At 42.8% G+C, this 23367-nt stretch carries 19 protein-coding genes; 10 read left to right on the top strand and 9 right to left on the bottom strand.

The genetic code is table 11. The annotated features are described in order from the left end of the window. Positions 1–32: 32 nt before the first annotated feature. Positions 33–1925: an acetate--CoA ligase gene (gene acs, locus ACFQ21_RS23290; protein WP_377583203.1), complete on the bottom strand. Its 1893-nt coding sequence runs from the start codon at positions 1923–1925 to the stop codon at positions 33–35. 332 nt (positions 1926–2257) lie between these two features. On the opposite strand from acs, the gene ACFQ21_RS23285 reads away from it, so the two are divergent. The 5 genes from ACFQ21_RS23285 to ACFQ21_RS23265 all read left to right on the top strand — a co-directional run bounded on the left by ACFQ21_RS23285 (position 2258) and on the right by ACFQ21_RS23265 (position 8714). Next, complete coding sequence (locus ACFQ21_RS23285) at positions 2258–3205, top strand: hypothetical protein (protein ID WP_377583201.1); 948 nt, start codon at positions 2258–2260, stop codon at positions 3203–3205. Next, positions 3202–4668 carry a B12-binding domain-containing radical SAM protein gene (locus tag ACFQ21_RS23280; protein ID WP_377583199.1) on the top strand — a complete coding sequence of 489 codons (1467 nt, stop codon included), beginning with the start codon at positions 3202–3204 and terminating at the stop codon, positions 4666–4668. The genes ACFQ21_RS23285 and ACFQ21_RS23280 overlap by 4 nt, the downstream gene beginning before the upstream one ends. Before the next feature lie 72 nt (positions 4669–4740). Then, positions 4741–5538, top strand: coding sequence for a class I SAM-dependent DNA methyltransferase (locus ACFQ21_RS23275; RefSeq protein WP_377583197.1), 798 nt, complete (start codon positions 4741–4743; stop codon positions 5536–5538). Continuing rightward, complete coding sequence (locus tag ACFQ21_RS23270; RefSeq protein WP_377583195.1) at positions 5535–6947, top strand: B12-binding domain-containing radical SAM protein; 1413 nt, start codon at positions 5535–5537, stop codon at positions 6945–6947. The genes ACFQ21_RS23275 and ACFQ21_RS23270 overlap by 4 nt, the downstream gene beginning before the upstream one ends. A 246-nt stretch (positions 6948–7193) precedes the next feature. Continuing rightward, on the top strand, positions 7194–8714 hold the full coding sequence (locus tag ACFQ21_RS23265) for an ATP-binding cassette domain-containing protein (RefSeq protein ID WP_377584057.1): 1521 nt from the start codon (positions 7194–7196) through the stop codon (positions 8712–8714). Here the strand turns inward: ACFQ21_RS23265 and ACFQ21_RS23260 are convergent. From ACFQ21_RS23260 to ACFQ21_RS23230, 7 genes are all read right to left on the bottom strand, one after another. Continuing rightward, on the bottom strand, positions 8707–9735 hold the full coding sequence (locus ACFQ21_RS23260; RefSeq protein ID WP_377583193.1) for a glycosyltransferase family 2 protein: 1029 nt from the start codon (positions 9733–9735) through the stop codon (positions 8707–8709). The genes ACFQ21_RS23265 and ACFQ21_RS23260 overlap by 8 nt on opposite strands. Then, positions 9735–10838, bottom strand: a complete 1104-nt coding sequence (locus ACFQ21_RS23255) for a glycosyltransferase family 4 protein (RefSeq protein WP_377583191.1) — start codon at positions 10836–10838, stop codon at positions 9735–9737. The genes ACFQ21_RS23260 and ACFQ21_RS23255 overlap by 1 nt, the downstream gene beginning before the upstream one ends. 64 nt (positions 10839–10902) lie before the next feature. Then, a complete protein-coding gene (locus ACFQ21_RS23250) occupies positions 10903–12012 on the bottom strand; it encodes a glycosyltransferase family 4 protein (protein ID WP_377583189.1) in 1110 nt (369 codons plus the stop codon). Next, positions 12009–12923, bottom strand: coding sequence for an FkbM family methyltransferase (locus tag ACFQ21_RS23245; RefSeq protein WP_377583187.1), 915 nt, complete (start codon positions 12921–12923; stop codon positions 12009–12011). The genes ACFQ21_RS23250 and ACFQ21_RS23245 overlap by 4 nt, the downstream gene beginning before the upstream one ends. 1 nt (position 12924) lies before the next feature. Further along, complete coding sequence (locus ACFQ21_RS23240) at positions 12925–13950, bottom strand: glycosyltransferase family 9 protein (RefSeq protein ID WP_377583185.1); 1026 nt, start codon at positions 13948–13950, stop codon at positions 12925–12927. A 24-nt stretch (positions 13951–13974) separates the two neighbouring features. Next, a complete protein-coding gene (locus tag ACFQ21_RS23235; RefSeq protein ID WP_377583183.1) occupies positions 13975–14754 on the bottom strand; it encodes a ZIP family metal transporter in 780 nt (259 codons plus the stop codon). A 12-nt stretch (positions 14755–14766) separates the two neighbouring features. Beyond that, positions 14767–15765 carry an FAD:protein FMN transferase gene (locus tag ACFQ21_RS23230; protein WP_377583181.1) on the bottom strand — a complete coding sequence of 333 codons (999 nt, stop codon included), beginning with the start codon at positions 15763–15765 and terminating at the stop codon, positions 14767–14769. A gap of 166 nt (positions 15766–15931) precedes the next feature. Between ACFQ21_RS23230 and ruvB the strand changes: the two genes are divergently transcribed. The 3 genes from ruvB (at position 15932) to ACFQ21_RS23215 (ending at position 19219) form a co-directional block, all read left to right on the top strand. Continuing rightward, positions 15932–16963 carry a Holliday junction branch migration DNA helicase RuvB gene (gene ruvB / locus ACFQ21_RS23225; protein WP_377583180.1) on the top strand — a complete coding sequence of 344 codons (1032 nt, stop codon included), beginning with the start codon at positions 15932–15934 and terminating at the stop codon, positions 16961–16963. Between the two features lie 80 nt (positions 16964–17043). Continuing rightward, positions 17044–18624, top strand: a complete 1581-nt coding sequence (locus ACFQ21_RS23220) for an FMN-binding glutamate synthase family protein (RefSeq protein ID WP_377583178.1) — start codon at positions 17044–17046, stop codon at positions 18622–18624. An 88-nt stretch (positions 18625–18712) separates the two neighbouring features. After that, the gene (locus ACFQ21_RS23215; RefSeq protein ID WP_377583176.1) at positions 18713–19219 is read left to right on the top strand and encodes a hypothetical protein; all 507 of its coding nucleotides are present in this window, start codon (positions 18713–18715) and stop codon (positions 19217–19219) included. An 11-nt stretch (positions 19220–19230) separates the two neighbouring features. Here the strand turns inward: ACFQ21_RS23215 and ACFQ21_RS23210 are convergent, their stop codons facing one another. Continuing rightward, positions 19231–20304, bottom strand: coding sequence for a hypothetical protein (locus ACFQ21_RS23210; RefSeq protein ID WP_377583174.1), 1074 nt, complete (start codon positions 20302–20304; stop codon positions 19231–19233). 183 nt (positions 20305–20487) lie between these two features. Here ACFQ21_RS23210 and ACFQ21_RS23205 point away from each other — a divergent pair, with 183 nt between their 5' ends. Further along, the gene (locus ACFQ21_RS23205) at positions 20488–21093 is read left to right on the top strand and encodes a thymidine kinase (RefSeq protein ID WP_377583172.1); all 606 of its coding nucleotides are present in this window, start codon (positions 20488–20490) and stop codon (positions 21091–21093) included. Then, complete coding sequence (porZ, locus tag ACFQ21_RS23200) at positions 21090–23363, top strand: type IX secretion system anionic LPS delivery protein PorZ (protein ID WP_377583170.1); 2274 nt, start codon at positions 21090–21092, stop codon at positions 23361–23363. Before ACFQ21_RS23205 ends, porZ begins: the two co-directional genes overlap by 4 nt. The last annotated feature ends 4 nt before the right edge of the window (positions 23364–23367 follow it).

Genomic DNA, 23367 nt, shown 5'->3' with positions numbered 1-23367 from the left:
ATAGAATGCGATCTACTGTAACACCTGTATATTTAGATTGCTCCGGCTTTGATTTCGTCTACTACACCCGGATCAAGCAATGTTGTTGTGTCTCCAAGATTAGAAGTGTCACCCTCTGCAACCTTTCTCAGAATTCTGCGCATAATTTTTCCGGAACGGGTTTTAGGAAGTCCGCTTACAAATTGAATCTTGTCAGGCTTGGCTATAGGACCGATAATCTTCGACACCGTTTCCTTTATCTCTGCGCGCAACTTATCTTCTTCGGCCGGTTTTTCATAACAGATAACAAAGGCATATATACCCTGGCCTTTTATATCATGTGGATAACCTACAACCGCTGTTTCGCATACAGCAGAATGCTCATCAATAGCGCTTTCAATTTCTGCCGTGCCAAGATTGTGACCGGATACAATAATGATGTCGTCTACCCGTCCCGTTATACGATAATAGCCATCTTCATCGCGCTTGCAGCCATCACCTGTAAAGTACTTGCCGGGGAAACTTGAGAAGTATGTTTCCTTAAAGCGCTGGTGATCGCCATAGATCGTACGTGCCATCGAAGGCCACGGATATTTAATAGTAAGCCTTCCTTCGATATTATTTCCCTCAATCTCCAATCCGCTTTCATTCATTACGGCAGGTTGTACGCCCGGTAGCGGCAGCGTTGCATGCGCAGGTTTCAGATTAGTAACATTTGCAATTGGCGAAATCATAAAGCCGCCCGTTTCGGTTTGCCACCAGGTATCGATGATTGGACATTTATCTTTACCGATGTGCTTGCTATACCATTGCCATGCTTCTTCATTTATAGGTTCACCCACGCTGCCTAAAACTTTAAGCGATGACAGATCATATTTCTCAACAAAACTCAATGGAGCCTGTTGCAGCGAACGTATAGCAGTAGGTGCCGTATAGAATATATTTACTTTATGACGATCAATAGTCTGCCAGAATCTTCCCCAATCAGGCCATGACGGCACGCCTTCAAAAATAACAGTAGTTGCTCCGGCTGATAAAGGACCATAAAGAATATAGGAGTGCCCGGTAATCCAGCCTATATCTGCCGTACACCAGTACACTTGTCCTTCATGATACTGAAAAGCTGTTTGAAACGTGTAATTGGTGTATACCATATAGCCACCGCATGTATGCACCATACCCTTTGGTTTACCGGTAGAGCCGGAAGTATAGAGTATAAAGAGCATATCTTCCGCGTCCATTTCTTCAGCTTCACAGTGTGGAGCAGCATTTTTTATTTCATCGTGCCACCATACATCACGTCCTGCTTTCATAGGAGCATTGGAGCGTATATGTTCTTTCACGATAACTTTTCTTACATCCGGACAACTTTCCAGTGCCTGATCAATAATACCTTTCAGATTTATAGTCTTGTCGCCACGGTATGCTCCATCCGATGTGACAACAATTTTACATCCGGCATCAGTAATGCGATCGGTCAGCGATTTGGCAGAGAACCCTGCAAACACAACAGAATGCACCGCGCCTATACGCGCACAAGCCAACACAGTATAGGCCAGCTCGGGTATCATCGGCAGATAAATACATACCCGGTCTCCTTTTTTTACACCATTTGCCTTTAACATGTTGGCAGTACGGCATACCTCATCATATAGATGTTGATACGTTATATGTTTAGCGCTGTCTTCCGGATTGTTGGGTTCCCAAATGATAGCGGTTTGATTAGCACGTTTAATGAGATGACGATCAAGACAGTTTTCAGTGATATTTAGTTTGCCTCCTATAAACCATTTTACTTCCGGTTTAAGAAAATCCCACTCAAGCACTTTATCCCATTTCTTTCTCCAGTAAAAATGACTGGCGACTTCACTCCAGAAATTTTCGGGATGTTCTACGCTCTTTTTATACTGTTTTTGGTAGTCTTCAAAAGTTCTGATCACGTTCATGGTTGTTGTTTGCAGGTTTTTTTTGATGAAAAGTTTTAATGTTTAAAGTTTGTTGGCAACCTAATTTAATAAAGTAGCGTCCCGGAGTTTATATAAACAAGTGTGATAAAATTCTATCCTTTTTCCGGAAATTCAAATTTTGTTTGCAGTGTGTTCCGACACACTGCAAAAAATTTTGTAAATTCAGTAAGTACTATACTGGGTGGAAGAACTTCACAACTTGATTGCAGGTGCTCTTGCTGCTCAACCTATAGCCAGGTTTGAAGTGTTTGCATGAGCGTTCGAAGTTTGAATAGAAGCGAAGATAAAGCTTCAATCAATTGAAGAATTGTATGATAGAATCCGTGGTTGATAGTACATTGAAACCTCTTAGCGAGAGTATCCTGCGTACAATTTTGTACTACGATATTTTCAACTACCCTTTAAAGGCCGATGAAGTTTACCGTTTTCTGCCCACTAATCATGCATCAAAGCATAGTGTTGAACAGGAGTTGAAAGACCTTTCATCAAAAGGATATCTATATCAGTTTGGTGATTTGTTCTGTGCCCAGAATAAAATAGAGTTAATAGACCGTAGACGCAAGGGCAACGCGGAAGCAGAAAAGCTTCTTGATGTTGCGCGGGTGAAAGGTAAATTTATATCGGGCTTTCCCTTCGTGCGTGGTGTGCTCGCATCGGGTTCGCTATCGAAAGGGTATATGGATGAAAATTCTGATCTTGATTTCTTCATCATTACAAAGCCCGGCAGGTTGTGGGTAGCGCGTATGATACTGGTGCTCTACAAACGCATGTTTCTTTTCAACTCTCATAAATACTTCTGTGTAAATTATTTTGTTGACTCCGATCACCTGGAGATCGAAGAGAAGAATATGTTTACTGCCACCGAGCTGGCAACGGTTATACCACTGTGTGAGGCCGATCTATACACCCGCTTGTTTAAAAGTAACGATTGGCTTACTTTTTTTTTCCCAAACTGCGAACAGCGTTCACTCGATGCTGTAGTGCCGGCTTCCAATAGTGTTGTGAAGAAGATACTCGAAAAGGTAATAGATATTGCAGGAGGTAGCTGGTGGGAAAATTACTTTATGAAGCTTTCGCTGAAGCGCTGGGAAAGTATATATAAGAAACAATACGCTAACAACGATTTTAAAGTAGCCTTTAAAACAAAGAAGTATGTTTCTAAAAATCATCCGCGTAATTATCAGAAAAAGGTAATAGAGCTTTATCGTGAGAAGATGGAGGGATTTAGTAAAAAATTTAACATCGTATGGAAGGCATGAAGCGAACAGCTCTTTTTACTCATTCATACTTTTATAAGTTCGACTGGAAGCAGTGGCAGTTTAAGCAGCCATACCCTCCGTTAGCTACTATACTTGCGGCAGCCGTTATGCGCGAAGCCGGTTTCGAGGTTGCTTTGTTTGATATAGCACTTAAAGACTCACCTGCAGAAGTTGCCGATGCCATTGAAAAGCATGACTCGTCATACTTTATCATATATGACGATGGCTTCAATTACCTCACCAAGATGTGCCTCACTAATATGCGTGAAGCAGCATTCGAAATGGCGCGAACCGCGAAAGAGGCAGGTTGCATTGTAATCGCATCAAGCTCGGATGCCGCTGATCATTACGATAAATATCTCAATCATGGCGTAGACTATGTTGTTCGCGGTGAAGGCGAAGAAACATTGAAAGAACTCTTACTCGCACTGGATGCAAATGCAGACATCAGCAAGCTTCCTGGTATAGCATACAGAAAACAATCGGAAACCATCACTACGCCTGCGCGACCTGTGATGCGTGATCTTGATGCGCTGCCATTACCAGCGTGGGACCTGGTAGATGTTGACTCGTATCGCCAGATCTGGATAAAGCATCATGGATACTTCTCGCTAAATATAGCCACTACGCGTGGATGTCCCTATAAATGTAACTGGTGTGCCAAGCCCATCTATGGCAATCGCTATAATTCGCGAAGTCCGCAGCATGTTCTGAAAGAAATTGAATTCTTGCTGAAGCACTATCAACCCGATCACTTCTGGATGTGCGATGATATTTTCGGATTAAAACCCGGGTGGGTACAGGAGTTTCGCGATCTGGTTCAGGCAAAAAATCTGAAGTTCAAGTATAAAATTCAGTCGCGCGCAGATTTACTGTTGCAGGAAGATTCACTGGAAGCACTTGCTCAATCCGGTGCCGATACTATTTGGGTGGGTGCTGAGTCTGGCTCTCAGAAAATTCTGGATGCGATGGACAAAGGCACAACGATACAGCAGATACACGATGCTACGCGGTTGATGAAGCAGAAAGGTATTAAAGTAGCTTTCTTTTTACAGTTCGGATACCTCGGAGAAACGAAGGAAGATATCGATGCTACCATTGCCATGGTGCTCGAACTAATGCCTGACGAAGTCGGCATCTCCGTTTCATATCCGTTGCCCGGTACGAAGTTTTATGACACCGTGAAGGAACAACTTCGTGAAAAGCAAAACTGGAGCGATTCGGACGACCTGGCAATGATGTTTAAAAGCACCTTCACAAGCGAATACTATAAAGAACTACATCGATATGTACACAGCATGTACCGGAAACGGAAAGGCTATATCACATTAAAGAAACTTGCCCGCAATCCGCTACGTGTAAACTATAAAGATTTACGCACAGGACTCGCAACTTTTTACTATATTCCTACTGCTTTTGCACAGCGATTAAAACTGAAGGGACTGGTTGCTGCAGGGTCTTGATTATTTGGATATCCTTTTTATTTAGAAGAGTTTTTAAAATACGTATTGCTTACATATAAACTATATATGCGTATGGCTGCTCCGTTCGATCACATCGCCTCTACCTACGACTCTGTTTTTACGCAGAGCGCTATCGGCCAGTTACAACGCAAACAGGTATGGCAATACCTGGAGCAAATTACACCGGAACTGCAGGGCCTTGAAATTCTGGAGTTGAATTGCGGCACCGGTGAAGATGCCGTGTTGTTCAGTGAAAAAGGATTCAACATCGTTGCAACGGATGTATCGGAAGAGATGCTGAAAGTAACGCAGCAAAAGGCGCATCAATTTTCATTGCAGAGCAAGATCAGTTCACATTACCTCGACCTCGACAGCTTTGATGAAACGCTGTTCGACAAAAAGTTCGACCTTGTGTTTTCAAATTTTGGCGGATTGAATTGTATCAACGCGGAGTCATTTAGAAAGCTTTTGCAAAAGTTACCGCATATACTAAATCCGAAGGGAAGGTTTGTGGCGGTGATCATGCCGAAGTTCTGCTTGTGGGAATCTATATATTTCCTCGCCCGCTTTCAGTTTAAAAATGTTTTCCGCCGGTGGACACAGAATGAAGTGTTGGCCGATCTCCACGGCATGTTTGTAAAGACGTGGTACTTCCGCCCCTCACAGATCAAGGCGTGGTCGTCTCCGAATTTCAGCATCGTTAGCAAAAGACCAGTAGGCTTCGCGTTGCCACCATCATACCTGGAGAAATTCTTTGAGCGCAGAAAACGCTTTTTGTTTGGGTTGAATATTCTGGAAAAGAAACTCTTTCGTGTTTCATTGCTCTCGGGCATGTCCGATCACTTTATCATTGATCTCAGGTTGCGATGAGTGTACTTCTTACGCACGGTTATTTTCTCGCAGATGATGAGAAGGAGCAAAGCATTATGCGACCGTATGCTCCACTGGGTATACTGTATATCTCGGCTTACCTGGAGCAGCACGGTATAGACAACGAAGTTTTCGATACTACATTTTCAACCAAAGAGAAATTCAGAGATCACCTCATTACACATAAACCACGCATTATAGGTATATATGCGAACTTGATGACGAAGCTGAACGTGTTGGAGAATGTGCACTTTATACGCGAAAACCTGCCTGACAGTAAAATTGTACTTGGCGGACCCGATGTTCGTTACAATGCTAAAAATTACCTCGAAGCCGGAGCCGATTTTATAGTATTGGGAGAAGGTGAGGCAACAATGTTGGATCTGGTACAGACTATATATAGTCACAGCAATCACACTGCGCTGTCAAAAGAAGTTCTCGAAGAAATACGAAGTATAGCTTTTCTGCACGAAGGCAATGTATTGGAAACTGCAGAACGTGATAAACTAAAAGATTTGGATCAATTACCGATTCCCAATCGTAAAAAGATAGACCTGAATTTATACCTTGACGCCTGGAAGAAATTTCACGGCTCCAATGCTATATCGGTAAGCACTATGCGCGGTTGCCCCTATACCTGTAAGTGGTGCAGTCGTGCGGTATACGGACTAAGCTATAGAAGGCGCTCGCCCGAAAAAGTTGTACAGGAATTAGAGCAAATAAAGAAAGAGTACAATCCGGATGCACTCTGGTTTGTAGACGATGTGTTTACCATTAGTCACAAATGGCTGACAGCTTTCCGCGATGAGCTTCAGAAAAAAGATATACTCATTCCATACGAGTGTATAACGAGAGCAGATCGCATGAATGAAGAAGTTATCAAAATGCTGAAAGAGACGGGTTGCTTCCGTGTATGGATCGGAGCAGAAAGCGGATCACAACGTGTTATCGACCTGATGGATCGCAGGGTAGATGTAAACCAGGTTCGCGATATGATCAAGCTCACCAAGAAACATGGTATACAAACCGGCACATTCATCATGCTGGGCTACCCCGGAGAAACCGAAGCCGACATTGAAGAAACTATACAGCACTTGAAGGAATCCGATCCTGATCTTTTTACCATCACCGTTGCCTATCCTATAAAAGGTACAGAATTGTACCAGGAAGTAGAAGCAACACAAACTCCTGACCTGGATTGGTCCAACACTACAGATCGCCAGATAGATTTCGAGCGAATGTATTCGCGGAAGTATTATGACTATGCAGTAACACGTGTTATAAGCGAAGTAAATTACTTCAAGGCTAGAAATAAGAATCAAAATAAATCTGCGATCAAGTTAAAGGTGAAATCTACCATGGCTAAAGTGGCTATGGGTTGGCAGAAGATCACTTTTAATATTCTATAGAGTGAGCGCATGCAGCAAAGACAAAAATCAGCCTTGAATACTTCCTTCCTTTCAGAGGTCTTCGATATATTGGATTTACTTTCGTATAAACAAAAAGTAGGTGCCATAGGTAATATAGCTTGCTCCATTGGTATAGCTTTACTGGAAGTATTTTCGTTAACCGTTATTTTGCCTTTGTTTTATTACCTCATTGATCCTGCTAAATCGTGGCACGTTCCCGAGATCATGAGAAGTACTATACTTTTGATGAAATCAGTTTCCTGGGTTGCAGCAATAACCACGGTTATACTAATATTTACATTTAAGAATATCTTATCGATATGGCAAACACACAGGCAGTTACAATTCCTGAATAAGCTATACCTGAATTTTTCCAGGCGCATCTACCTACGTTTTTATCGCCTCAACTGGAATGACTATGCACAAACAAATTCGGCAGAAACATTCCGCAAGATTAAAGACACGCCCTTTGAATTTATAAACTATGTGTTGAACAGTTGTTTTCTGCTTATAACAGACGGTGTTATTTGTTTGACGATGGTTGGTATTGTAGCCTGGTTCGATTATCGAATTCTCTTTATTCTGATGGTATTATGTATACCAGTATTTGTTTTCTATTTCTTCTTTAGAAGAAACGTTATTTTGAAAACAGATCGATCGTTCCGTGAGCTTACCCCTGTAACCAATGTAATTTTAACACAAGGTATAAGCAGCTATACGGAAACTAGAATATATCAGAAAGAAAATTACTTTGTCAACAGGTTTATCGATGCGAGCAGAGTTACAACAACGCAATTGATAAATCTAAAGACTTTTACCAGCCTGCCAACGCGTATATTTGAAACTATTGGTGTTATTCTCTTTGCCGGCATGATTATATATGCCCGCACAGCCAATGTTGATACACAAAACATAGTGGTGTTTGTCGGTTTGATTTCATTGGCTTTGTATCGTATTATGCCTTCTCTTAATCGAATTTTGCAGAGCCTGTCACAAATTCAGTCGTATGCTTATACGGTATCGACCTTGAGAGATAATCTTAATCATTCTGAAGAACCGCCTGCCAAGCAAACTGTAATTAATTTTGATGGTGGTATCGAACTGCGTGAGCTTTCATTTCAGTATACTGACAAAACCCGATCATTACTTTTAGATCATGTCAATATAAAAATTTCGAGGGGCGATTTTGTAATGCTTCAAGGCCCTTCCGGAACAGGTAAAACAACATTGCTCAATATTCTGGCAGGGATAATACAAGGCTACCTGGGCAAGATTATTATTGATAATAGATATACTCTAGATGCGCAATCAATTCATGCATGGCAATCACGACTAGGTGTAGTATCGCAATCTCCGGTCATTCTCCAGGATACAATACTTCACAACATTGCGTTCGGAGTGCCGCACACTGAAATAGACCGAGCCAAAGTAAAGCAGGCGATAGCTTTAGCCGGGATAAATGATTTTGTTGATATGCTAACAGCGGGTCTTGATACACCTATAGGAGAAAACGGCATAACCCTTTCCGGCGGTCAGCGTCAAAGGCTCTGTCTGGCGCGAGCTCTTTATCGCGATCCGGATGTATTGCTTCTGGATGAAGTAACAAATCAGCTGGACGAGCAAAATAAAGTATATATATTAGAACAGCTGCAGTCTCTATGCCGAAATGGAAAGACCATTATTTTGGCGTCACATGATCCGGTTGTCAGGCAGTATGCTTCGCATATTTTAAGCCTCGATAGCAAAGTACTGGAGGAGCTTAAATAAAATTAGGCTTCGTTACCTTTTTATTTTTCCTGAATGCCACCCAGTATGGATTTTTATTGGTGAGGATGAGCGCAATTATTTTCAGATTAGCCCGTATCATATTTTTACTTCCCTTCGCTAAATATAGCAATGTGTTGCCTGTTAATGACCATAGGAAAAATAACGCAGTAACTTTTGTGAATCTTTTACTTTTCTTAATGAAATAATGCAATGCCAATACTCTTCGGTAGTATGCAAGCGTACGATCCAACCGATTTTCATTAGCACGATGATGATATGCCACGGTTGAATCTATTACATGAATTCCCCGGTCTTGCGGAAATCCAATCGCTACGCCATAGTTATCACCTATACCACTGGGATCCAATACTTCATCGTAAGGTGATTGCAACAGCCAATCGCGCCTGATAAGATCTGCACCCAGTGAATATATAGTGGTTTGAAAAGAAGCGCTCCATGATGTGATGATCGGCCAGCCCGCCAGTGTAAAGCCGTTGCCTCTTCGGGAGTAGAATTTCTTAATATATACCAGAAGTAAATTTGCCGGAGAAAAAGATGATTTGATATTCTGCAGATCGCCCCATACCGATAACTGGAATATAAATCGCCAGATAAGATCCCTTGCTCCTGTAACGGGATATTGGTCGACCCACTTGTCGTCCTCTTGTTGAAGCAAGCGCCCTGCAATAGCGCCACATTCCGGATGTAGTGTTGTATAGAGCTCCAGTTTTTCGAGGTAATCTTTGCTTAGTTCAATGTCATCGTCACAAAGGAAAACCCAATCTCCCGTTGCTTGTGCAATTCCTATATTTCGCTGTATACATACAGATGCCTCTGAGGAAATATACTTCAGGGGCAAATCTGGGAAAGATTCTTTTATGACTTCGAGATATTTTATTTCATCGCTGGAGTCTACAATAATTATCTCGTCGGCCTGTCGCGTCTGTGCTTGCAAGGTTGCTAAAACCTTTCTAACGTGATTGGGTCTGTTTCGAGTAGGTATAACTGTGGTTATCTTCATTATTTCGACACGATGAGCGAATCATATATATTACGCAATGCGGTTACACATGTGTCAAGATTATTTTGCCTGGACCATGCATACCCGTTTTCCCGAAGTGTACTCATTCTTTCTTTATCTTTTAGTAATGCAAGAACGTTTTCTGCCAATGCTTTATAATCTCCAGGTGGCACCGTGATACAGCATTTTCCAGACAGATCGGCCATCAGGCCTACGTGCGTTCCTAATACAGGTATACCAGCAGCAAGTGCCTCTGCCACAACAACGGCCTGACTTTCGTAGACAGACGTTAAAAGAAAGAGATCTGCTTTCTTATAATATTCCGGAATTTCTTCATAGGTCAAATGTCCTTTAAAGAATACCTTATGCTCTATGCCCATCTCCTTAACCAGTTGATGAATGGAGTTGTTCATATAGTCGCGGCCGATGTGTATCAAACTGCAATTTATACTTTGCTGAACAAGGAAGAATGCTTTTACAAGTGTTTCCGGATCTTTAACCGGGCTTAAATAAGAAATGCTCAACATAGTTATGTTACCACTTTCTTTTTGCGTGGTTACGCTGGAAAATTTGTCGGGATCAACACCTCTGGGGATTACGCTAATTTTATTGGTGATCTTTAAGTTAGTATATACCTGATCGCGGTGGAAATTTGTTAAGGCGGTAACAAACGAAGCCTTGTTTATAACCCATTGATTTAATTTAGCTCTTCGTTTGCTCAGCAGATCTCCGAAATTAATTTCCGGAAAGGCGCTACCTTCGGCAGCATCAAGTGCGACTACTACCGGAATTTTGAAAATGGTTTTTAAAAGTATAGCAACAAGCCCTGTAGGATAGGTAGAGTGGGCGTGTAGCAATGCGAAGGGATTTTTGAGATGATCCCGAAGAACCAGGAGAAGTAAAAGGAAATCCCGTATCCTTCTTGGATATTTTCCGGCAGGAATTGATTTTATAGTATAACTATGTTCAAGAAGCAGCCAGTCTGGAGTCATGGCTACTTCTGAGTAAATTGTAATAGAATAATGTGCCGCCAGACTATTTAGCAATGCCCGGTACGTTGGTAAAGTGTGTGCGCCTCTGCCCAGAATAGCAATTCGTTTCACGGTATAGTTTAATATATATACTTGGCTTGCGATTAAAGAATTAGATCTTTCAGTATCCTTAAAGTTACATCACCTGTTCGAATATGGCAGCAATTTCTTTTATGGTGTAATCTGAATTAATTCTTTGTGTCCATTGCAGTGCAGCTAGTCGCATTGCTTTTATTTCTTCTGGTTTCTTGACAATATTCAGAATTTTTTCAGCCAGTAGCTTCGACTGGCCGGGTTCAACTATAATTCCGCAGGTTTCTCCCATATCAGCTAACATACCCACTCGTGTGCCTGCTATCAGCGTTCCGCAGGCGGCAGCTTCTGCAAAAACAAAACCTTGTGCTTCATATAGTGAAGTATGAAGCATAATATCTGCCTGGTGGTAATAAGTAGATAGACTTGCGTTCGGTTGTGGCTCTATAAACCTAACATGATTCCCAATGCCCAATGAAACGCACCAGGTTTTCAATTGGCCCTCGAAAAAATCGGGGCCCACAATTGTTAATGTAGCTGGTATATTTTGAACAACAAGCGAGAATGCTTCCAACAGCGTGTGCTGATCTTTGATTGGGGTTTGATTGCCAACGTGAATAAATCGTATGGAAGATGTATTGAATCGTTCTTCTTTAAAAGTAAATACAGATGAATCTATACCGTAAGGAACTACATCTGTTTCTTTTGCTACGCCATGGGTTTTTAAGCGCGATGCCTGGTAGTGACTTATGGTTAACAATCGCGAAGCACGTGCATAGGCCCAGCGACAAATTCGGGCGCGCCTGGGATCACAAAATACTCCGTAGGGTATGGATGGAATGCAAACGGAATCGCCACCATGTAAATAAACTACCGATGGACGTCTGGTAACTAACCCCAATGTAACAGATATAGCTCCGGCCGGGTATCCCCAAAAGCTAAACAGAACTTTATAGGGACTTTTAATGTGCTTAACGAAGAAAATAAAAAATAAATACATCCACCGAAGCGTCCCGGATTTTATCTTCCTGTCAAGCGAGTAAAATTTAAACCCTTGAGGTATATAGTCTGGGTTAGCGGGAAGTTGTGAGTATATATCGATATCATACTGCGTAGCGAGCCCGGCTATAAGTTGATTAATGGCAGGGTACCCTTGAGAGAACAAGCCTCCTCCAATCCCTCCTTGTATCCAGATTGAAATCTTCTTCTTCAAATGCTGTTGTCTGATTTAGGAAAACATAAAATATCAGTATGGTGATTGTCGAAGTCTCTGTCAATAGGTTGCATCGTGCGTGCGTCTTCAACACTATAGTTGAAACTCTCAACGAGCTCAATTAATTTTCTGGCCGTATATCCTTGCTGTCTGAGGTTTACTTCAGCCAATTCGATAAAAAGGATGGGGCGCCAGGTTTCAATAATCTCTTTTGCTCCTTTCAAAACGAAAGGTTCGAATCCCTCCACATCAATCTTCAGCAGGTTAATTTTTTTAATAGCCCCGTTCTTCTTGAACTCATCCAATACAGCTATTTCAATTGTTTCTGATGCTATATTCTGGTTGGGCTGGCTGGACAAAATACGATTTGCCCCGGGGTTGTTGTCATACATCTTATATAACTCCGCCTTTCCTGTTTTTTCACCCAACGCGGTTTTAAACAGATGTATATTGGTGAAGTGATTGTTGTTTTTATTCCGTTGCAGGTAGCCAAAATTCTCGCTGTCTGGTTCAAAACTATAAATGAAACCTTGCGGGCAAAGTTTGGCCAAGTTCATAGACAGGAAACCTATATTGGCACCGGCATCAACTATATAAAATTCAGGCTTGATTACTTTGAACAGGTTTGTCCACGCCTTATCCTGTATGCTGAAGAAGTAAAGCGAATGATCTATAAGTTTGCTGATGTCAAGATCATAGAGTATAGTATCACGTTTTGCTTTTCTAACGCTTCCATGTTGATAGAAATATACCGGTGGGATAAATTTAGGCCACCATTTGCTGTTGCCTCCTGCTAACTGCGCAACCAGGAATCGCTCCAGTACCGGATATGTAAAAAAGTAGCGAATTACGTTGAAGAACTTCGTTCTGAATGGAACCGGGAAAGGGTATCTTTTATATACTCCAAGCATGTTATACCGATGGACTAGTTAATTGTAAAGCTTTATCAAGCACAAAGCCAGGAGTATATCTGGTCAGGCAGCGGTTATCCTGGAACTTGCATTCCTCCAGACCACACGCGCCACATTCCAGGTCAGACGAATCAAAGCAATATGACCATTCTCCCTGCGGAGCAGACCAGTCTTTTCTGCTTGAGCTGAACAAGGCAAGTGTTGGTATACCTTGAACCCATGCCATGTGCATCAATCCTGAGTCTTCCGACAATACGAATTTACTCATTTGTATAATTTTAAATGCTTCAACCTGATTTGCCAAACCGGTAAGGTTTATACATCTGTCTCCTAATTCACGTTGAATATATAGACTTTTTTCAAGATGCGTCTGAAGTAAAAGCAATACAAATTGTGTATTTGGTTTTCCCTTTAACCAAAGCCTTGCGAATTCTACGTATGATGATAACGGCCAGTTTCTGGAAGAGCAGTATCCGGCAGGATTAAGTACTACCAGATCACTCCCCGGTATATAGCCATTTTTATAAAGCAGAGTATCCATACCTGTTGCACTCTTAAATTTGAAATGAGTACTCATGGATATCCTCCATCGCCATAGAGCTTCAATAGTTTTTCTGGTTCTTTCTCCTGCAGAAATGGGAGACTCCCGGTCAAATTCAACCCAGGCTTTTGTCCATACAAGCTTTCGTATAATTCGACTAAACCTGTGATTTTGCAAATCCAGTACAGCATCATAGCGAGAGCTCCAGAATAAAGGCAGTTTAAGAAGTGCTAAGAAAAATTGAAGCCTGGCATTTCGTTTACCTCCGAGGGAAATAATTTTATCAAAGAGTAAAATACTCTGAGGAATCGGGTCTACTTCTTTGCGAGTAAACAAGTGTAATGTTACCTCAGGGTATTGTTGTTTTATACTTTGTAAGTAAGGAAGGGTAATTATAGTATCCCCCAACGCCTGGAAGCGCATCACAAGGATTTTTTCAGGAGGGTTCTTTCCTTTCCAGGGCTTCGACCTTACAATAGCTTTCACGCACTAAATATAGTGAAGCGAATGTCAAATTATATACTCCACTCCCACTGCCACAAGTGCCCCAAATACCGCCACGGCCATTTTCTTTGCGTTAAAGCGATGATCAGGACTGCTTTCAAAAACAATCGTGGTTGATATATGCAGGAAGTTACCGCACACAAGTGCATATAAAAGAATAAGTCCTTCTTCGGTAAGTATCTGTGCATCGGCCAAGGTGCTGCTGATGAGCAAACCAATTGGAGCAGCCAGTGAAAAACCGATAAGATATGGCAGCGCTTTGTGCTTTGATCCTAACTGGAAAGAAAGTACAGTCATTAATGCAAAAGCAGCGGGAGCACGATGAAGCGCTATACCCAGTAGAATTGCATTTATATCGTAGTGCGGGCCCATGTGCGCAGGCTCGGCCAACATACCGCCTTCCAGGAAGGCGTGAATACAAAGGGCCACCAACAATACAATCGCTGAAATAGATTTTTGGGTTTGATCGTGTGAGTGATAGTGATGATGGTGATCGTGTGAGTGGTGCTCGTGCTTGTGGATATGTCCGTGCTCGATGCCTGACGTAAAATACTCGAGTAATTGTTGCAGGAAGAATCCTCCCAATACAAATAGTCCGATCCACTCCGTTGCTACGGGTTGATGATATAGCTCAGGTAAAATATGAATAACGGTTATGCCAAACAGATAAGCACCGGCAAACACCAGAAGCAATTTGAACGTAGTTGGTTTACTTTTAGGAACCAGGTATATAAACAGACCGGATAACAGCGGTGTAAGAAATAGTACAAGTAATTTTAGCGTCATGAGTTTCGTAGTTCAGCGTTCCAGCGTAACGTGATTTTTTATTTCGGGTGATATATATATAGCGGTAGAGCCGTTTTGCGATGTATACATGAGTATGGCATGCAGGTCTTTATGTTTTTTCAGAAGCGATATAGCTTTGGTGTGACCCATTACCATAAAGGCTGTATCCCACGCATCGGCTGTTGTACAATCTTCGGCAAAAACGGAAGCGCTTAATATAGGCATGTCTGCAGGATAGCCCGAGGCCGGATCTATGGTGTGAGAATATTTTTTACCATTGATCTCCCGATAGTTAAAATAATTTCCGGCTGTTGTAAAGGACTGATCTTTTATCTCGGTATAGGCTTTATAGAATTGATTGTCGCGCGTGGAATTTGGATCGAGTATACCGATTGTCCAATATTTATTCTTCTTCAGATTTTTACCGAAAGCCATACCTTCTCCTCCCAACTCCACCAGCAGATTTTTAATTCCTTTTGATCTTAAAAAATCTGCGATCACATCGGCACCATAGCCTTGTCCTATACCACCGAAGTCGAGTTGAACGCGGGGATCAAGTTTAAGGAGACTATCACGCGTGATGCGGATTTTATCGAAGCCTATAAATTTTTTAAGAGAATCGACTGATGCCTGGCTCAACGTAAGTGCTTTACCCGGACCAAAGCCCCATGCGTTTACCAATGGCATTATCGTTGGATCGAATGCTCCGCGTGATGCCTTGTAAACTTCATCTGATTTTTTCAGGATGACCGGCAAATGCGAGAGCCCGAAGGCAATGCCGCGCTTACTCGTATTGAAGCGTGAAACTTCTGAAGCAGCATCGTAAGTATTGATAGAATGATTTACTTTTTGAAGAAGCGAATCGATGGAACCTTTGAAATTTCTGTTCCGATTATCAAAATACGTAATGTGATACGTTGTGCCCATGGTATAACCATCCACCTGAATCGGTTCAGGAGCTGCCTTCGTTTGCCCGAAACTCAGAATAAGTGGTAGAAGTATGGAAACCATGCTGAATTGATCTGCAAGTTAATCGTAAAAATGTAAATGCAACAATGTTGCTCATTGGTTCCCGGAGAGATTCTTTTTTTGAAAAATAAATCGTGCTGTCTTCTTATACGATTTAGTCGATTTCAATAACTTTTTTTATGACCTTTACCACACTAAGATCAACATCATGCGTGAAGATTACCTGAAGAGTGATGGCGAAGGCCAGAGTGCTGTTGAAAAGGAGATTGAGAAAGCACTTCGTCCATTATCATTTGAAGACTTTACAGGTCAGCAAAAGGTAGTAGATAATATTAAAGTTTTTGTTCAGGCGGCCAAGCAGCGAAGCGAACCGCTCGATCACGTGTTGTTACATGGCCCTCCCGGACTCGGGAAGACTACACTTTCGAACATTATTGCCAACGAGCTTCAAGCCAATATCAAAATAACATCTGGTCCGGTGCTTGATAAACCCAGCGACCTTGCGGGCCTACTCACCAACCTGGAGCCTCATGATGTTTTGTTTATTGACGAGATCCACCGCCTTAACCCTATCGTGGAAGAGTATCTATACTCTGCGATGGAAGATTTTCGCATTGATATTATGCTTGACTCCGGGCCGAATGCACGCTCTGTTCAGATCGGACTAAATCCTTTCACGCTCATAGGTGCAACAACGCGGGCTGGTCTGCTAACGTCACCCCTACGCGCACGCTTCGGTATAAATGCGCGACTTGAATATTACGATTCAGCGTTGCTTACAAAGATTGTGAACCGTTCGTCTGCTATATTAAATACTCCGATAGAGCCGGATGCTGCTTTTGAAATTGCGCGCAGAAGTCGTGGAACCCCACGTATCTCCAACAACCTGTTACGGAGAACGCGCGACTTCGCCCAGATAAAAGGAAACGGAACCATTACCAAAGCTATAGCACAGATTGCATTGAAAGCACTGGATGTAGATGAGAATGGTCTTGATGAAATGGACAACCGCATTCTTCTCACCATCATTGAAAAATTCAAAGGTGGTCCGGTGGGTATCACTACGATTGCCACAGCTGTGGGTGAAGAAAGTGAAACCATTGAAGAAGTATACGAACCGTTCCTGATACAGGAGGGCTACATCAAGCGAACATCCCGTGGGCGCGAAGCCACCGAGCTGGCATACAAGCACCTGAAGGTTGTTCCGCCGCTCGGAAAAAGACCGGGACTGTTCGACTAGCCGTGTGTCTTTTTACTATATACTTCCTCTAAACTTTAAGCGTCTATCGTCAAACTATATATTTTGATTCCATTATCTATATGAGAAAAATTTTTGTTGTCACCAGCATTGTCGTTACGATGCTGATGTTGCTGTGGGCCTGGTTCTGGTGGCCAGCGCTTTTCGGATTTATACTTATAGGCCCTGTTATCGGCATGGGCATACAGGATATGATCCAGAAGAAACAATCGATTAAACGAAATTTCCCGGTGCTCGGAAGACTTCGCTATGTTTTTGAAGACATGCGTCCGAAGATCCAGCAGTATTTTGTTGAGTCGGATACGGATGGTTCACCTATCAACCGTATTGATCGCTCCGTTATATACCAGCGCGCTAAAAAACAAATTGATACTACGCCATTCGGTACACAACTCAACGTGTATGCAGAGGGTTATGAGTGGATGAGTCACTCCATCGTTCCGCTTGATTTTCATAAGATGGATCAAAGTCCGCGTGTACTCGTGGGTAACAAAGATTGCAAGCATCCTTACTCCGCCAGTATATTAAATGTATCGGCAATGAGTTTTGGTTCGTTGAGTAGTAATGCTGTTATAGCATTGAATTCTGGCGCCAAAATCGGAGGCTTTGCTCATAACACGGGTGAAGGTGGTATCAGTCATCATCACACCGATAATGGAGGTGACTTGATCTGGCAGATTGGGACAGGTTATTTTGGAGCGCGTGATGAAGCCGGTAATTTTAGTCCGGAAGGTTTCAGGAAGAATGCGCTGCGCCCCGAAGTAAAAATGATCGAGCTGAAACTTTCACAAGGAGCCAAGCCTGGGCATGGAGGTATACTTCCCGCTAAAAAGAATACACCGGAAATTGCCGCGATACGTTTGGTGAAAGCAGGTACTACGGTTTTCTCTCCTCCCTATCACAGTGCATTTCAAACTCCGCGTGAAATGATACTGTTCATCAAGCAGATGCGTGACTTGGCAGACGGTAAACCCGTTGGATTTAAACTTTGCATCGGCCGCAAGAGCGAGTTCATTTCAATTTGCAAAGCGATGGTTGAGCTTGATACGTATCCTGACTTTATCACTGTAGATGGTGGCGAAGGCGGAACAGGTGCAGCACCTCCGGAGTTCTCTAACTTTGTAGGGATGCCGTTGCTCGAAGGTCTCGCATTTGTAGATAACATGCTGAAAGGCTATAACATCCGTCAGCATATACGGGTTATTGCTTCCGGAAAAATTCTTACCGGCTTTCATATGATCCGTGCTATAGCATTGGGTGCTGATATGTGTAACAGCGCCCGCGCCATGATGATGGCACTGGGATGTATACAGGCACTGGAATGTAACAAGAACACCTGTCCGACTGGCGTTGCAACGCAAGATCCCGAGCTGGTGCAAGGTTTGGATATTGACGATAAGAAAGTGCGCGTTGCCAACTTCCACAAACATACCGTGGAGAGTTTTGTAGAATTACTCGCGGCAGCCGGTCTTGATAATCCACGCAAACTCAACCGCCACCAGATCAGCAGACGTATATTTATGAACGAGATTAAAACCCTCGAAGAAATATACCCATCTATACCAACAGGTTCTATGCTGGATTGTTCCGTGCCTGATCCCTATAAAAAATCTTGTGAGTCTGCGAGTGCCGATCGCTTTTAAATTTTTGTTTATGAAAACGGGTGATGGGCTTTCGGAGCATCACCTGTTTTTATACCTTTGTTAACATATAACTTTTTAAACCAGACTCGTGCTTCGTAAGTTTTTCCCACGCGATAAAAACTATGTTCTTAAAGAGGTACAGTCGTCTCTTGAAATTTCGTTGCTGCAATACCTGGTAGACTATGTTAAAGTAGAATACCTGCTCCGTTTCAATGCGTTAGGCTTAATGGACGAGACTGCCGAGCGCATCAAGCAACACACTACGTCTGATTATTCGCACCTCAGTGAGTTTTACCAGCACCTGGCAGCCGTATACCGTTACAAAAACTATAGCGATAACCAGCTCGAATTTATTTTTGATGGTCGCGACCCGGCAATAAAATATAATGAAGAGTGGACGGCAACATTCCGTCAGTGGGCAAAGGAATTCTGCAGGCACGAGCAGTTTATCCGTGCAATATTAGAACTCACGGTTTTCTATCCGGAAGACTATACGCCACAGATGGCCGGCTTACGTTTGAGCACGTTCATTACCCGCATCTTCGAACTGAAGATTGACAATAACAAAGGCATCATAAAGATTCGTGTAGCCTGATTTACAGGACACTACGAAAATCTTTTCTCAACCAGTTCCATAAATTCGTGAAACTCTTCGCTGTCGCGATCCCAGGTAGAAGCATACTCTTCATCGATATAGCGTAATGCTGCCGAGAGTGTATCCAACTGGTCGATACGATCAATGGCTTTGCTGAATAATTCAAAGTCACCGTGGAACAACACTTTGGTGAACATGAACTTCTGGTTGATCGTGAGACTATCTTTTATCTTGAAGATCTTGAAATTACCGGCCACGGTTTGTTTTGACTCGCGGCCAATTCGGTCGTTAAGACTTGATGCCTGCTGAGGCTGTTGTACGCGCGGTGTGTTCTGTGCAGGTCGTGGTGGTGGCTGCTGTATAGTTTGTTGCTGAGGAGGAGGCGTTGCTGTTACAACTTTCGGAGCCTCAATGGGTCTTGCAGGTTGAGATATCGGTTTGGCTACCGGTTCTTTACTTACAAAGAAGCGAGCCGGATCGAGTGGCACCACAGCCGAGAATTTCTCGATATAGTCTTCTACATCTTCCGGAGTAAAATTTACTTCTTCCAGTATCTGGTCGAGTATAGCAAATGCCTCATTGCCTGATAGTTCTTTAGCACCTTTCTCTTCCATCTTCTGCAGCATGCGGTCGAGTGGCGCCTTGTTTACCTTCAGGTATTTTATCTCTTCACGGAAAGATTCTACTTCAAGCTTGTTGTTCTTTCCGGTAATGATCATCGAAAAGAAATCATACGGATCGAAAATTACCATTAGTGCATGGCTGGAGGCTTTCTTTAGTAGCGGAGCAAAATGCAGGCGATCGATGGAAATATTTTTTGAAAGCACACCCATAAAATTTTCGAGCGCTTCCTTTACGTCCGGGTTTTCATAGTCGAAGTAAGCACTCTTGAGCTTTTTGGTTTCTTCTTTCCACGCGCGGAAAAGCTCGCGGATCACAAAGAGATTTACCTGCTGCACATTACACAGCGTGAGAATTTCCTGTCCACTGATTTTGTCTTTCGAAGAAAAAAATCCCTTCAGCACACTTTCTGCGTACGAATCTCCATAGAGGGCTATTGCTTCGAGACTTATCTTTTCATCCATGCTTCGATACGTTGATGAGTATTAACCGCCTTAAAGATATTAATTAGATGCGATACATTTAGTTTGTAAACAGACTTTAGACAGCAGAATTGAGACAGACCAACGGGAACGAAGCTAAATCTTACCGATGCCTGTTCATGTTACTGCGTATTTTTATTTCATGGCTATGCTTAATTTTAACGAATGTTTATAGAACCACATTTAGGCAGCAGACGCGAACAAGGTCGTGTTGGGTGGATTGAAGTAATTGCCGGCTGCATGTTTTCGGGTAAGACGGAAGAACTTATCCGCAGACTGAACCGTGCTATTATAGCCAAGCAAAAAGTTGAGATCTTCAAGCCCGTTATTGACAAACGCTACCACCACGAACAAATTGTATCGCACAACGCAACGGCCATACGATCTACACCCGTAAATTTTGCCAGCGATATATTACTGCTGGCCGGAGATTGTGAAGTGGTAGGAATTGATGAAGCTCAATTCTTTGACGATGCCATTGTGGAGGTTTGCAATACACTCGCCAACAACGGTAAAAGGGTAATTGTAGCCGGACTTGATATGGACTTTGAAGGTAAACCTTTCGGACCAATGCCCTACCTGCTGGCCGTTGCCGAGTTTGTTACAAAAGTTCACGCCATCTGTGCACAGAATGGTGAACTCGCTTCGTTCTCCTTCCGCCTCACGCCCGGTGAGCAACAAGTGATGTTGGGCGAACGCAAAGAATATGAAGCCCGCAGTCGCCAGGCATTTATAGAAGGCATGAAAGCAAGAAAGAAGCCTGACCTATGATCGTGATACTAAAATTACTTTGCCAAACTATATTTAAGAAAATGGCGTCCTCCTCCAGGTCGTTCGTTACCTCCTTACTCCTTACTTCTCACTTCTTACTCCTTACTTCTCACACCATCGCCCAGGAAATCCCAATAGGCACCTGGCGCGTCCACATCTCGTATAACTCCGTAAAAAGTATCACGCTGGACAATGACTATATATTCGGTGCTACATCCAACGGAGTAATGATGCTCGATCTTGATGACAACAGCATAACGAGTTACTCCAAAATGAACGGCCTGAGCGGAACCACCGTAACGTTTATTCAATACGATGGTGTGCATGAACAATTGCTGATTGGTTATGAAGACGGCAAGATTGATGTAATAAAAGGCAATGCGATAAAAGCACTTGACCCCACACGCACTACATCTATAACCGGAACAAAAAGTATAAATCACATAGCCTTGCACAATGGGCTCGCCTATCTCTCAGCCGACTTTGGTGTTGTTGTATTTGATCTTGCACGCGCTGAAGTAAAAGAAACCTGGCGCGACCTCGGTGCCAGTGGTGAAACACTAAAAATAAATGCAGCCACCTTTAAAGACGATAGTATATATCTGGCAACTGATAAAGGTGTAATGGCCGGTGATCTTGATGATAACCTGCTAGACTTTAACAATTATAAGCGCCACAACACCGGTACATTTAGTGGCGCGATACAAGGCATTGCAGCTTTTAATAATAAGATCTATGCTGCTATCGATAACTCAGGTTTGTTCAGCTATACTTCCTTAAGCGGAACATGGACTATAGAAAGTTACCTCACCGGTGAGACATTTACTTTTCTGAGTGCTTCAGGGAATAATTTGTTGACAGGTGCTGACGGTAAACTGTGGGAGATCGATGCTGGTAACAACATTACACAAGTTGCTAATGAAAAAATTGAAGCTCCGCTTTACGCGTTAGAAGATAACGGCAAACTATGGATTGGTGATAACGTAAACGGATTACTCTCAGATGCCAATGGAACATTTCAAAGTTATCTGCCGAATGGCCCGTCACAAACAGCTACATTCAGACTGGCTTATGCGGATGGAAGTATATATGCTATAGCGGGTGGCTATACATCTGCGTTTGTTAAACTCAATAACAAAGGTGTTGCTGATAAATTTACCAATGGCGTCTGGGCAGCGCAGTCAACATCGCTTACAGATATAACGGATGTGGTGGTTGATCCATCCGGTAACTCATACTTCGCTTCGTTTGGTGAAGGGTTTGAACGACAGAAAACCGATGGCTCGGTTAACGTTTTTAATGCCAACAATAGTCCACTAATAAACCTGAATCCCCCCGGTAAATTTGTAAACATTACAGCGCTTGCAAATTCTGACAACGGCCTTTGGGTTGCTAACTATGGCGCGGTGAATTCGCTTCATTTACTGAAGACGGATGATACGTGGGAATCATTCTCAGCCCCGGTTGTTGCTGCACGCTACCCGGTTGATCTGGCTGTTGATTTATCAGGCTATATCTGGATGATAACAAACCCCACGCAAGGCGGAGGCATATATGTATACGACCGAACCAGCAAAGGCTACGAGTATATAACGGACGCCAGTGGAAGTGGTGCTTTGCCAAGCAAGAACGTGCGATCTATAGCAGTTGATCATGACGGACTCGTATGGGTAGGCACAGATATAGGTGTTGCGTATTTTTTTGAACCATCCGGTGAAGCGATTAAGCCTATATATGAAAGCCGGTTTTTGTTGCGCGATGATAAAGTTACTGCCATAGCCATTGATGGCGGCAATCGTAAGTGGATGGGGACGGAGCGAGGTGTGTGGCTCTTTAATGCTACAGGCGAAGAGATGATCTATAATTTTACCACCGATAACAGTCCGCTGCTTTCGAATGTTATCAGAGATATAGCAATCAACCATAAAACGGGTGAAGTATTTTTTGCGACTGATAAAGGTATAGTATCGTACAGAGGCGATGCCACGGAAAGCAATTCTGTATTTCAGTCGGTGAAGATTTTTCCGAATCCGGTTACGAATAATTTTAACGGAAGCGTTGGCATTAACGGCTTGGCTACAAATGCTACTGTAAAGATTACGGACATCCGTGGTAAACTAATCTGGCAGACACAAGCTAATGGTGGAACGGCAATGTGGGATGTGCGCGACTATAACGGCAGACGCGCAGCCACCGGTGTATATCTTGTGTTCGCAGCTTCATCCGATGGCGTCGAAAGTGTAGTGGGTAAAATTGCAGTGGTAGAATAATACT

The sequence above is a fragment of the Ohtaekwangia kribbensis genome, from assembly GCF_042676245.1.
Taxonomy (GTDB): domain Bacteria; phylum Bacteroidota; class Bacteroidia; order Cytophagales; family Cyclobacteriaceae; genus Ohtaekwangia; species Ohtaekwangia kribbensis.
Note: the sequence above shows the minus strand (reverse complement) of the source record. Positions and strands in the feature narration are given on the sequence as shown.

Excerpts from the sequence above, each read along its gene's own strand:
- acs (WP_377583203.1), bottom strand. The coding sequence starts at position 1,925 with ATGAACGTGATCAGAACTTTTGAAGACTACCAAAAACAGTATAAAAAG.
- ACFQ21_RS23285 (WP_377583201.1), top strand. The coding sequence starts at position 2,258 with ATGATAGAATCCGTGGTTGATAGTACATTGAAACCTCTTAGCGAGAGT.
- ACFQ21_RS23280 (WP_377583199.1), top strand. The coding sequence starts at position 3,202 with ATGAAGCGAACAGCTCTTTTTACTCATTCATACTTTTATAAGTTCGAC.
- ACFQ21_RS23275 (WP_377583197.1), top strand. The coding sequence starts at position 4,741 with ATGGCTGCTCCGTTCGATCACATCGCCTCTACCTACGACTCTGTTTTT.
- ACFQ21_RS23270 (WP_377583195.1), top strand. The coding sequence starts at position 5,535 with ATGAGTGTACTTCTTACGCACGGTTATTTTCTCGCAGATGATGAGAAG.
- ACFQ21_RS23265 (WP_377584057.1), top strand. The coding sequence starts at position 7,194 with ATGAAATCAGTTTCCTGGGTTGCAGCAATAACCACGGTTATACTAATA.
- ACFQ21_RS23260 (WP_377583193.1), bottom strand. The coding sequence starts at position 9,735 with ATGAAGATAACCACAGTTATACCTACTCGAAACAGACCCAATCACGTT.
- ACFQ21_RS23245 (WP_377583187.1), bottom strand. The coding sequence starts at position 12,923 with ATGCTTGGAGTATATAAAAGATACCCTTTCCCGGTTCCATTCAGAACG.
- ACFQ21_RS23235 (WP_377583183.1), bottom strand. The coding sequence starts at position 14,754 with ATGACGCTAAAATTACTTGTACTATTTCTTACACCGCTGTTATCCGGT.
- ACFQ21_RS23230 (WP_377583181.1), bottom strand. The coding sequence starts at position 15,765 with ATGGTTTCCATACTTCTACCACTTATTCTGAGTTTCGGGCAAACGAAG.
- ruvB (WP_377583180.1), top strand. The coding sequence starts at position 15,932 with ATGCGTGAAGATTACCTGAAGAGTGATGGCGAAGGCCAGAGTGCTGTT.
- ACFQ21_RS23220 (WP_377583178.1), top strand. The coding sequence starts at position 17,044 with ATGAGAAAAATTTTTGTTGTCACCAGCATTGTCGTTACGATGCTGATG.
- ACFQ21_RS23210 (WP_377583174.1), bottom strand. The coding sequence starts at position 20,304 with ATGGATGAAAAGATAAGTCTCGAAGCAATAGCCCTCTATGGAGATTCG.
- ACFQ21_RS23205 (WP_377583172.1), top strand. The coding sequence starts at position 20,488 with ATGTTTATAGAACCACATTTAGGCAGCAGACGCGAACAAGGTCGTGTT.
- porZ (WP_377583170.1), top strand. The coding sequence starts at position 21,090 with ATGATCGTGATACTAAAATTACTTTGCCAAACTATATTTAAGAAAATG.